Here is a 12,216-nt window from a genome sequence, read left to right as displayed (position 1 = left end):
TCAATGCCATATGACTAAAAGCCAATAAACAAAAGCAATGTCAATAATAATCCCTAAATACCAACATACTTTAAAATACCATTTTAAGGTTTTATGGTGAAAAAATTTACCGCCAAGTAAAGCTCCCACTCCACCAAGTAAAATACTTTCCCACAATAATGTCTTTTCTGGAATTCGCCAATGGCCAGACTTTGCCTTTTGTTTATCAACACCATAAGTGATAAAGACAAAGACATTCCATAGAATAAAAACAAGGACTGTATAATCTTTTAAACTCATAGATTTGCAATAATTGCTGCTGTCATTTCTGCTGTTGAGGCTTGACCACCTAAATCACGTGTCAAGATACCTTGATTAAAGGTTTTATCAACAGCTTCTTCAATCATTTCGGCTCCAGCAAGCTCACCAAAACTTTCACGAAGCATCATAGCAACTGACAAAATCATACTAACTGGGTTAGCAATCCCTTTTCCAGCAATATCAGGCGCTGAACCATGAATTGGTTCATACAAACTTGGTCCATTTTCTGAATGACTAGCTGAAGGCATAACCCCAAGAGTACCAGGAAGAACACTTGACTCATCAGAGAGAATATCACCAAATAGATTTTCAGTCACCACAACATCAAAACGTGATGGATTTGTAATCATAATCATAGCTGCACTATCCACTAATTGGTGCTCCAAAGTGACATCTGGAAATTCTAGAGCTACTTCTTCAGCCACTTTTCGCCACAATTTTGAAGTTGCTAGAACATTTTGTTTATCAATACTAGTTACTTTTTTACCACGAACTTGAGCCAATTCAAAGGCTTTACGAATGATACGACGAATTTCTTGAGCTGAATAATCATTAATATCACGCGCCGCTTCGTCTTCCAGCTTATGTTCACCAAAATAGATACCGCCAGTTAATTCACGAACCACCACAAAATCAACCCCTTCAATACGTTCAGGTTTCAATGGTGATAGGTGTTTAAGGGCATCAAAGATACGAACTGGACGAATATTAGCAAATAAGTTCAATTCTTTACGAATAGCAAGCAACCCTTGTTCAGGACGAACTGTTGCATTATCGTATTTCGGTCCACCAATAGCTGCTAGCAAAATAGCATCTGCAGCTTTAGCAGCATCTAAAGTATCTTTTGGTAGTGGATGTCCACAAGCGTCAATCCCTGCCCCACCAAAAGGTTTAGCATCAATATCATAATCAAATCCAATTTTATCAGCAACAGCTTCAAGAACTTCTAAGCCTGCTGCCATAATTTCTGGTCCAATACCATCACCAGCTAAGGTCACAATCTTTTTAGTCATAGTCATCACTTGCGGGAAAACAAACTGTTCTTCACGCCCTATCCTTTCTTAATCATTTGTAGGCACATCGCGGAATGAAACAGCTTTTCCAATTTCTCCCGCATTTTCTTTTTGTACTAAAGCATTGGCATTAACATACGCAATGGCACCAGCTTTTAGAACATCAAAATCAATACCTGATGCATTGAAAATAGTACCAGTATCAATATTTTCAATAGAAACTGATACACGAGCTTGTGAATCAATACCATCTGTTACAGCATCCATAGTGTAGCTGAGAAGACGAACTTTTTGATTGAAGAATTTATCAACTGCATTATAAATAGCCTCCACAGAACCCTTACCATCTGCTGTTACATCAACTTCTTCATCCTCAGCATTAATCATCACCACTTCAGCAGTCACTGTTTCATCTGGATTAGAAGTTAATTTCAAATCACCAAAGTGGAAACCTTCAGGATTTTCAATTTCTGTACCCGCAACCAAGGCACGAATATCAGCATCTGTAATTTCTGTTTTCTTATCAGCCAATTTTTTGAATTTGCTAAAGAGTGGTTTGATTTCAGTTTCTTCAAAAGCAATTTCCAATTCTTTTAGTTTTTCAACAAAGGCATGACGACCTGAAAGTTTACCAAGTGGTAGTGAATTATGCTTAACACCGACAAGTTCTGGAGTGATGATTTCATAAGTAAGCGGATTTTTAAGCACACCATCTTGGTGAATACCAGATTCGTGTGAGAAGGCATTACCACCGACAACTGCTTTGTTTTTAGGAATTGGAATACCTGAGAAACGAGAAATCAATTCTGACGTATTAACTGTTTCATTAAGAACAATATCTGATGTTGCTTGGTAGTAATCTTCACGAATGTTAAGAGCCACTGCGATTTCTTCAAGAGCAACGTTACCAGCACGTTCACCAATGCCATTAACAGTACCTTCTACACGGCCTGCACCATTTTTAATAGCTGCAAGGGTATTAGCAGTAGCCATACCAAGGTCATCATGACAGTGTGGACTGAAAATAATATCACGGTCAGATTTTACATTTTCAATAAGGTATTTAAAAATATTACCGAATTCTTCAGGTGTTGTAAATCCTACAGTATCTGGAATATTGATATATGTAGCACCTGCATCTACTGCTGTTTGAACAACTTCAAGCAAATAATCAAGCTCCGTACGAGTGGCATCTTCAGGAGAAAACTCTACCACATCAAATTTACTACGCGCATAAGTAACATGTTCCTTGATAATTTCAAGAATCTCTTCTTTTGTTTTTTTCAGTTTATATTCACGGTGAATTGGACTTGTAGCGATGAAAACGTGACATTGTGGGTATTTAGCATCTTTCAAGGCTTCATAACAAGCATCAATATCAGATTTCACAGAACGTGCCAAACCTGATACCGCTGTTGTTGTCATAGCTTCTGAAATTTGACGGACAGCTTCAAAAGAATCTGGACTAGCAGCTGGGAATCCTGCTTCAATAGAAGCAATGCCCCATTTTTCAAGTTGCTTAGCAATCGCAACTTTTTCTTTAACAGAGAAATTCACGCCAGGCGTTTGTTCACCGTCACGAAGAGTGGTATCAAGAAATTCAACTTTACGCATAGTAACCTCTTTCTAATTCTAGCAAAAACATTAATATAAAAATAAAAACATCTCACGGTCAAGCGAGATGTTTTTATCCCGCTTGGTAAGCCAAACAGGACTAATGCTTTTTCTGCACTAGCCCTCATTACGCAATAGCAAGACTGTCATTGTTGCGAATGTCATTGACTTATTTTCCCTTCGATGTTTTTCATTTTTTAACATAATACCCCTTTCTAAGCTAAAAGTCAACAGAATAATCTCAATAAAATAAATTTTCTGAAAATAATTTCAAAAAAGTAAAAGAGCTGGTTTTCCAGCCCTTCACTTATTCTTCGTTATCTTTCAAAATTGCAGCAATTTTAGTATTGATAAGGTCGATTGCGACAACATTTGAAGCACCTTCTGGGATGATGATGTCTGCATAACGTTTTGTTGGTTCGATGAATTGATGGAACATTGGTTTAACCACTGATGTATATTGTTCGATAACACTATCAAGGCTACGTCCACGTTCTTCCATATCACGTTTGATACGACGGATAATACGGATATCATCATCAGTATCAACAAAAAGTTTAATATCCATCAAATCACGAAGACGTTTGTCTTCAAGAACCAAGATACCTTCAACGATGATAACATCTTGAGGTTCTTGACGATATGTTTTTTCACTACGAGTGTGTAGTGTGTAGTCGTAAATTGGAATATCTACTGGGCGACCTGCAATCAATTCATTGATGTGTTCAATCATCAAATCAGTATCAAAAGCAAGTGGGTGGTCATAGTTAGTTGATACACGTTCTTCAAAAGTCAAGTGGCTTTGATCTTTATAGTAAGAATCGTGTTGAATCATAGCAATTTTTTGATCTTGGAAATTTGCCAAAATTGCTTTAGAAACGCTGGTTTTTCCGCCTCCAGAACCACCAGTCACACCAATAATAATAGGTTTTTTACGCATTTATTACTCCAAATAAAAAATATTTCCTATCTATTCTACTACTTTTTCCAAATTTTTCAAACATTGAAATCCCTTACTTTCCCTTTAAATAAAAAAACTTCGCTTTTTCTATGTTATAATGAAATAAAGATTTAAAACATAGAAAAGGAAAACTATGATTTCACAATTTCCATCTGTCTGGCAAGACCAACTAAAAAATGCTGGCTTTACAAAATTAACAGACATTCAAAAACAAGTTTTTGAACCCATTTCACAAGGAGATAATCTACTTGGCATCAGTCCAACAGGGACTGGTAAAACCTTGGCTTATCTATTTCCAGCATTATTAAAACTAAAACCTAAAAAGTCTCAACAATTGCTAATTTTAGCTCCAAATACAGAGTTAGCTGGGCAAATTTTTGAGGTTACAAAAACATGGGCTGAACCTCTCAATCTGTCAACTCAACTCTTCATCTCTGGTTCTAGTCAAAAACGTCAAATCGAACGTTTGAAAAAAGGTCCTGAAATTCTTATCGGAACACCAGGTCGCGTCTTTGAATTAGTTAAACTCAAAAAAATTAAGATGATGAATGTTGATACCATCATCTTAGATGAATTTGACGAATTACTTAGTGATTCACAGTACCACTTTGTTGAAAACATCATTCACCGTGTTCCACGTGACCATCAAATGATTTACATGAGTGCAACAGATAAAGTTGATCCTGAGGTTCTTGCTGAAAATACTTTAACCATTGACCTTTCTGATCAAACATTAGATCAAATTGCTCACTACTACATCTCTGTTGATAAGCGTGATCGTCTAGAATTACTTCGTAAATTCTCAAATATTCCAGAATTTCGCGGTTTAGTCTTCTTCAACAGCTTATCTGATTTAGGAGCTGCTGAGGAACGTCTTCAATTTAACAATGTTCAAGCTGTTTCACTGGCTTCTGATATTAACGTGAAGTTCCGTAAAGTTATTCTTGAAAAATTCAAAAACCACGAACTCTCATTACTTCTTGCTACTGATCTTGTCGCACGCGGCATTGACATTGAAAACCTTGAATATGTTATCAACTTCGACCTTGCTCGTGACAAAGAAACTTACACACACCGTGCTGGACGAACAGGACGTATGGGGAAAGCTGGTGTCGTGATTACCTTTATCACACACAAAGAAGAATTGAAAAAACTGAAAAAATACGCTCCTGTCTCAGAAGTTTACCTCAAGAAACAAGAAATTCATTTAAAAAAATAAAATAGTAAGCTAAAGAAGCTGAGACAAAAGTCCTCAGCTTCTTTATTTATATAGTTATTGTTTACAAGACGCAGTAGTTGAGTGGGTTCTAATACGCTTATAAATCAGCCTTTACAACCCTTTTGACATCAAGCTACGCTTGACTTCATTTCCAACCTCAAAAGGTTTCCCAAACCTTTTGAGCCATGCGGGGGTGAGTTAAAAAGGTTCGGTGAACCTTTTTAATCGGGAAATAAAACTTACGGAGTAAGTGTCAAAAACGGTCTGGGAATAGACCGTTTTAGGTCAGCAACAAGAAATTAAGACTTGCTGAGGAATCGAATTTCTACGAAATTACTAATTCGCTTTTTAATTTTTAGGCTCATGAATAAAATCTCCACTGGAGACTTTATTTGTCTCACTCCCTTTCTTATTTCAAATTATTAATAACTCTTTCCAAACGTGAAATAGCTTCAACTGGCAAGGCAAGTTTTGGATTATTTTGATTGAAAGATAACAAATAATTCAAACGGAATTGCATACGTGAACGGATGAGTTGTTTGTATTTATTATCAAAATCGTGAATAGGATATTCAGATAAATCTAAATACTCAAATCCTTCAATTGGACCAAAATCTTTAAATTCTGTATTGCCATCGACAATTTTTTCAATTATGCCAAGAGAAACTTCTTTTGGAATACTTTGTCCCATATAAGTTCCGGTATTAATGATATAACAATCAACATCTCCTTCAAATAATGAACGGAATTTTTGATAATCCTCAACCAAAGGATAAACTCTAAATGGATTAGCAAATGGTTCAATGACAAGTGTTTGTTTATTGCCTTCGATGTTTTCTGCACTTGAACGTTTGGTCATTAAGGTACAACCCATCGTAGCTGCCATCAGAGGATCATTAATCTTAATCAATGGAGGTAGTGAATCGTCTTTCATAATCCAGAAGATAGCATTAATTGGCTCTTCAATATGATCGACACGATTTGGCGTTGCGAAACGAGACTTAACCGTTCGACCATTACCGTTTCGAATGTCTTCTGTCATCAATTTCTTACGACCATTTTCATCCAAAGTAACCCCACAATTTTGTACTGTTACAAAGAAATCTTGTTCTGGGTGTCCAGTTGGATAATCATTAGTTTTATCAAAATATGAAGGTTCCAATGCAATAGATGAACCATCTTTTTCTGAAATAACAAAAGCATCATCATGCAAAACTTTGATATCATATTTACCATTGTGCTTAGCATGAGTTAGAGTAGATTTTCCTGAACCAGATAAACCAAAGAATGATGCCACATAGTCATTTCCATCTTCCTTACCTTGGAAAATCTTCAAACCACCATGGCAAGAAACATAGCCATTACGAGCCGCTGTCCCCCAAGCAAGTGTCAAAGTAGCTTTTTTCAACTCACCAAAATAATTAAGCCCCAGAATAGCAACACAGTTATGGTTAGTATCAAAATAAACTAGACCATCTGGATAAGCTGGATGAGACCATTTAGGATCAAAGAAAACAAAAATATCATCTTCATCGTAAGATTTAGAGACTTTCAAGCGATTCTTAAACTCTTCATCCAAAATTTGGAAATTCAATAACCATGAATAAAGATTGTTAATCTCTTCTTCTGGTACCATCAAATGAGCACGTACCATAAATTCTTCATCTAACCCTACAATAGCATCAGCTTTGTAAAATTGACGACGGTGCGCTTGATAAACTGCACTTCTGACAATAGACAAGAGACGTTCATCTTCATCTTCGTCTTGACCAAAAATACGGCGTGCTTTAGCTGTTCGTCCAACCACAGCACCAGAATTTGTTAACAACACACGAGCATAGGAAGGCAGTCCCAATTCCTTAGTATGAATGACAGGCATGTCTAAAATCACTGTACCTGCAGCATTTGAAGCCAGTTGATATGCCTCTTCTAAGGTTTTAATTGGGTGAACCTGGTTTTCATAAAATGCTGTTTCGACAATAGTTTTTAATGCAGAAAAATACGGACTTGATTTGCGCATTTCTAAAGTTGAAAATTGATTACGTGTTACCATTTTCTACCTCCTATTTGTATGGTTAATTTCATTCTACCAAAAAAGTATGCGTTTTCATAATTAAAAGTGTGAAAATATTAGAAAAAAGAAATAATTTCTAAAAATTTTCAAAAAAAGAACAACTTCCCTTCCTTCTATTTCTGAAAAAACAAAAAGGCTAGAACAATGTTCTAACCTTTTATCTATTATTTGGCAATATCAAATACAGTAGATTTGACAGTTGTCATAGCTTCAATTGAATATTTCACACCTTGTGTTCCAGCACCAGATTTTTTAGCACCAAGGAATGGGAAGTTATCTGTACCACGTTGTGTTTTGTTGTTAATGTGAACAGTACCCACTTCAAGTTGTTCAGCAATCTTGAATGCCAATGGGAAGTTGTTTGTAAATACAGAAGCTTGAAGACCGTATTCAGATTTGTTTGAAATTTCGATAGCTTCTTCAACTGAGTTCACACGGATAAATGGAAGGACTGGACCAAATGGTTCTTCCCAAGCCAAGCGCATATCAGTTGTAACGTTATCGAACAAGACTGGGCTGATAAGGTTACCTTCACGTTTGAATGAAATAACTTCTTTAGCACCTTTTTCTTGAGCATCTTTGATAAGACCTTCAACGTAATCAGCTGCTTTTGTATCAATAAGTGGAGTGATATCAGCGTTATCTTCTGGCATACCAACAGTCAAGTTGTTAACAAGTGCAGAAACTTTTTCAACTAATTTGTCAGCAATGCTATCCATAACAAGAACACGTTTTACAGCTGTACAACGTTGTCCTGAGTATCCATAAGCACCAGCAACGATGTTTTTAGCAGCCAAGTCAAGATCAGCATCTTCAAGGATGATAGCTGAGTCTTTACCACCAAGTTCAAGCATGATTGGACGCATACCAGCTAAATGACCAATGTGTTCACCAACTGGTGTAGAACCTGTAAAGTTAATGTAGTTAACAGCTTCATGTTCTACAATGTAGTCACCGATAACTGAACCACGTCCTGTGATTGTATTGAAGACACCTGCAGGAAGTCCAGCTTCAGCAAATGCTTCAGCCAAAAGAAGACCTGAGATAGAACCTTGCGTAGGTGGTTTAAGGGCAACAACGTTCCCTGAAATAAGGGCAGGAGCAATCTTAGAACCTGCAAGGTTGATTGGGTAGTTAAATGGTGAAATAGCAAGTACCAATCCTACTGGTTCGCGACGAACAATAGCGATTTTTTTCTTGCTTGCTGGATCAAAGCTTCCACCTTCAAGAACTTCACCTTCAAGACGTACGCCTTCTTCAGCAGCATAGTTAATGATTTCAGCAGTACGGATAACTTCTCCAACAGCTGATTTGTAACCTTTAGCAATTTCTTTTGAAAGAACAGCACCGATTTTTTCAGCATCACGTACCAAAATATCAGCTGCTTTGTGAAGGTATTCAGCACGTTCAACATATGAAAGTGCACGCCATGCTTTTTGAGCTGCTTTGGCTGATGCATATACATAGTCAACTTCTTCTTGGCTCATTGCAGGAACAGAACCAAGTTCTTCACCAGTTGCGGGAGCGTAAATTTTGATTTCTTCTTTAGAAAGTTTCCACTCACCGTTGACGTAATTTTTATATTGTTTAGTCAAGTGATATCTCCTTTTAAATGTGATAACTCCATTTTATCACTTTTTTAACTTTTTTCAATATTTAAACACAAAAAAAGTCTGAAAATTTAGACAAAAACTTTGTACCGTCAAATAGTTATAATTATAAAATATCTAACAAAATGAGAAAAGTCCTCTAATTCCTACATATGTTTTGCTATAATCAGAATTTAGAGAATTTTTTCAATTGATTAAAATTTTGTTTTTATAATTTTTTTGTATATTTTTCCATTAGAAAAAATATTATACTTTTGATTTGATTTAGGTAAAATCTTTAAAATTTTAACATTAAAAAAAGCTTTTAACAAAATGTTAAAAGCTTCCTCATGTTAATTAGTCAACATTAACATATTCTTTGCTAAGCTCAAGAACTTCTTCCATTGTTGAGCATTCTGTAAGAGCACGGTTAGCGTATTCTTGCATTTTAGCAGTGTCAAGTTTCTTCATCAAGCTACGTGTACGAAGAATTGATGTAGCTGACATAGAGAACTCGTCAAGTCCCATTCCGACAAGAAGTGGAACAGCTTTTTGGTCACCGGCCATTTCACCACACATACCAGCCCATTTACCTTCAGCGTGAGCTGCTTTGATAACGTTGTTAATCAAACGAAGGATTGATGGATTATATGGTTGGTAAAGGTATGAAACTTGTTCGTTCATACGGTCAGCAGCCATTGTGTATTGGATAAGGTCGTTTGTTCCGATTGAGAAGAAGTCAACTTCTTTCGCAAATTGGTCTGCAAGCATAGCTGCAGCTGGAATTTCGATCATGATACCAACTTGAATATCATCTGAAACGGCAACGCCTTCAGCTTTAAGGTTAGCTTTTTCTTCATCAAAGATTGCTTTAGCAGCACGGAATTCTTTAAGAAGTGCAACCATTGGGAACATGATACGAAGTTGTCCGTGTACAGATGCACGAAGAAGAGCACGGATTTGTGTACGGAACATTGCATTTCCTGTTTCTGAGATAGAAATACGAAGTGCACGGAATCCAAGGAATGGGTTCATTTCTTTTGGAAGGTCGAAGTAAGGAAGTTCTTTATCCCCACCGATATCCATTGTACGAACCACAACTGGTTTACCATTCATGCCTTCAAGAACAGCCTTGTATGCTTCATATTGTTCATCTTCAGTTGGGAAGTCTTGTGAATCCATGTACAAGAATTCTGTACGGTAAAGACCAACTGCTTCTGCACCATTAGCATTAACACCTTCAACGTCTTTAGGTGTACCAATGTTAGCTGCCAATTCGAAGTGTTTACCATCTGCTGTTACTGTTTCAGCATCTTTAAGAAGAGCCCATTCAGCTTTTTGTTTAGCATACGCTTCACCAGCAGCTTTAAATTCAGCAATTTCTTCATCTGTTGGGTTGATGATAACATCACCAGTGATACCGTTTACAGCAACGATATCGCCATCTTTAACACGGCTAGTGATATCGTTTGTCCCAAGAACAGCAGCAATTTCAAGTGTACGAGCCATGATAGCTGAGTGACTTGTACGTCCTCCAATGTTTGTAACAAAGGCTTTAACGAATTGTTTGTTCAATTGGGCAGTATCAGAAGGTGTCAAATCGTGTGCAATAACGATTGATTCTTCATCAATTGTTGCAGGGTTTGGAAGTTTAGCACCGATAAGGTGAGCCAATACACGTTTAGCAACGTCGCGGATATCTGCGGCACGTTCTTGCATGTATGGGTTATCTTCCATTCCTTCAAAGATAGTGATGAACATGTCAGTCACTTCTTTAAGTCCTGCTTCTGCGTTAGTTTGTTTTGCACGAATAGTTTCTTTAATTTGGCTGATCATTTCTGGGTCAGCAAGAACCATTAAATGTGCGTCAAATACGGCAGCTGCTTCTTCGCCAAGTGTTTCTACTGCTTTTTCACGTATAATAGAAAGCTCGTCTTGTGATGCTTTCAATGCGGCATCTAGGCGAGCTTCCTCTGCACTTGTATCTTCAACTGTAACAGTTTCAAATGACAAATCAGGTTGAACGAGTAGATACGCTTTAGCAACAGCAACACCATCAGATGCGGCAATTCCTTTAAGCATTTCTGTCATTTTCTTAAGCCAATCCTTCTTTTGTCATTGTTTCTTCGATTGCTGCAAGTGCGTCATCAGCGTCAGCACCTTCAGCAGAGATAGTTACGTCAGCACCTTGACCAACACCAAGACTCATAACACCCATGATTGATTTAAGGTTTACTGCTTTACCTTTGTAGTCAAGAGTGATGTCTGAAGCGAATTTGCTAGCTGTTTGAACAAGCAAAGTAGCTGGACGTGCGTGAATACCTGTTTCTGCAACAATGTGAAAATCTTTTGAAGCCATATTATGGTTCTCCTTTTATTTGTGTTTTTTCGGATTACCTTATGATAACCCTTACAAGCTATGATTATAGCATAAACCCTTTTTTATTTCAATAGTTACACACCTTGTATGCGCCTTCTTTTTTGAAAAATTAAGGAAAAACGCCACTTTTGGGCTGTAAAATTACCTGTTTTTTTCAAAAATAAATAGAAACAAGTTGAACTCGCTTCCATTTATTGATTAATCTTTTTTATCAGCCTTTTTTCTTTTCAAAGCCGCTGTTTGTTTTCGAAGCTCATTGAAGAATGGTGCCGTAGTCAAACTGAAGTTTTTATAGTTTCGAAGCATACGACGTTGGTTAAAACGAAATGGCTGTACTCCTTTTTCTTTTAATGTATCATTAATATGAAGTCGCAGATTATCCAAACGCTTACTGAAGACTTCGGCTTGTTTTGACAAGTCTCCCACTTCATTTTTAACCGTTTCTCGTAATTTTTCTTGCTCTGCACGAACATATTTTTCAAAAGCTTGCGCTGCTTGTTGGAATTTCACCGTATCAAGGACTGTCCAAATCAAATCAGCTGTCATAAGACAAACAATACCTAATGCTATCCATTGATTCAAATGATTTATCAAACGCATCACATCAGGCTGAATAAATTTAACAAGAATAACAATGCTAAATCCCCAAAAAAGAGAAATTCTTGGGGCAATCCAACCTTTAATATTTCCAACTTCATTGGTGTAATCCCAAAGTTTCATGTGGAAAAAGGTCTCCAGCAACCAAGCTGCAATAAATTCAAATATCGTTGCTACAAGCATACCACTAACAAAGAGACCTAAAAGATTATGCTGAAAGGGCTGTGTTGCTAACAAAACAGTTGTCACCGCAAAGCCATAAACTGGGCAATACGGTCCGACCAAAAAGCCACGATAAGCAAACTTTTTATCTTTTATAGAACAATAGATGGTCTCCCAAAGCCAACCGATGAATGAATAGATAAAAAATAAAAAAATAATATCCGTCACAGAATAGCCCATAAAACTCTAACCTCTAAAATTCAAACTATTCTCATTATAACAAAAAACCTAGAACAAGACTTGTCCT

General features: G+C 36.8%; 10 protein-coding genes. 1 reads left to right on the top strand and 9 read right to left on the bottom strand.

Annotated features, from left to right (window positions below):
• The 4 genes from B4D49_RS01145 to udk form a co-directional block, all read right to left on the bottom strand.
• Positions 1-279: a DUF1294 domain-containing protein gene (locus B4D49_RS01145; protein ID WP_132868961.1), complete on the bottom strand. Its 279-nt coding sequence runs from the start codon at positions 277-279 to the stop codon at positions 1-3.
• Positions 276-1,313, bottom strand: a complete 1,038-nt coding sequence (leuB, locus tag B4D49_RS01140; RefSeq protein WP_132868960.1) for a 3-isopropylmalate dehydrogenase — start codon at positions 1,311-1,313, stop codon at positions 276-278. The genes B4D49_RS01145 and leuB overlap by 4 nt, the downstream gene beginning before the upstream one ends.
• A 48-nt stretch (positions 1,314-1,361) precedes the next feature.
• Positions 1,362-2,927 carry a 2-isopropylmalate synthase gene (locus tag B4D49_RS01135; protein WP_132868959.1) on the bottom strand — a complete coding sequence of 522 codons (1,566 nt, stop codon included), beginning with the start codon at positions 2,925-2,927 and terminating at the stop codon, positions 1,362-1,364.
• 307 nt (positions 2,928-3,234) lie between these two features.
• Entirely contained in the window at positions 3,235-3,867 is a 633-nt protein-coding gene (gene udk, locus B4D49_RS01130; RefSeq protein ID WP_074481959.1) for a uridine kinase, read from the bottom strand.
• 154 nt (positions 3,868-4,021) lie between these two features.
• Here udk and B4D49_RS01125 point away from each other — a divergent pair, with 154 nt between their 5' ends.
• Complete coding sequence (locus tag B4D49_RS01125) at positions 4,022-5,107, top strand: DEAD/DEAH box helicase (protein WP_286782926.1); 1,086 nt, start codon at positions 4,022-4,024, stop codon at positions 5,105-5,107.
• 409 nt (positions 5,108-5,516) lie between these two features.
• Here the strand turns inward: B4D49_RS01125 and B4D49_RS01120 are convergent, their stop codons facing one another.
• The 5 genes from B4D49_RS01120 to B4D49_RS01100 all read right to left on the bottom strand — a co-directional run bounded on the left by B4D49_RS01120 (position 5,517) and on the right by B4D49_RS01100 (position 12,149).
• On the bottom strand, positions 5,517-7,160 hold the full coding sequence (locus B4D49_RS01120) for a phosphoenolpyruvate carboxykinase (ATP) (RefSeq protein ID WP_199544333.1): 1,644 nt from the start codon (positions 7,158-7,160) through the stop codon (positions 5,517-5,519).
• Positions 7,161-7,345: 185 nt separating this feature from the next.
• Positions 7,346-8,776: an NADP-dependent glyceraldehyde-3-phosphate dehydrogenase gene (locus B4D49_RS01115; RefSeq protein WP_132869854.1), complete on the bottom strand. Its 1,431-nt coding sequence runs from the start codon at positions 8,774-8,776 to the stop codon at positions 7,346-7,348.
• Positions 8,777-9,127: 351 nt separating this feature from the next.
• On the bottom strand, positions 9,128-10,861 hold the full coding sequence (ptsP, locus tag B4D49_RS01110) for a phosphoenolpyruvate--protein phosphotransferase (RefSeq protein ID WP_132869356.1): 1,734 nt from the start codon (positions 10,859-10,861) through the stop codon (positions 9,128-9,130).
• 4 nt (positions 10,862-10,865) lie between these two features.
• Positions 10,866-11,129 (bottom strand): phosphocarrier protein HPr, encoded by a 264-nt coding sequence (locus B4D49_RS01105; protein WP_003064009.1) that lies wholly within the window; start codon positions 11,127-11,129, stop codon positions 10,866-10,868.
• 219 nt (positions 11,130-11,348) lie between these two features.
• Positions 11,349-12,149: a putative ABC transporter permease gene (locus B4D49_RS01100; RefSeq protein ID WP_286782925.1), complete on the bottom strand. Its 801-nt coding sequence runs from the start codon at positions 12,147-12,149 to the stop codon at positions 11,349-11,351.
• Positions 12,150-12,216: the final 67 nt, after the last annotated feature.

This window comes from Streptococcus sp. UBA4344, assembly GCF_002393675.1.
GTDB classification, from domain to species: domain Bacteria; phylum Bacillota; class Bacilli; order Lactobacillales; family Streptococcaceae; genus Streptococcus; species Streptococcus vicugnae.
This window is presented reverse-complemented; position numbering and strand designations above follow the sequence as displayed.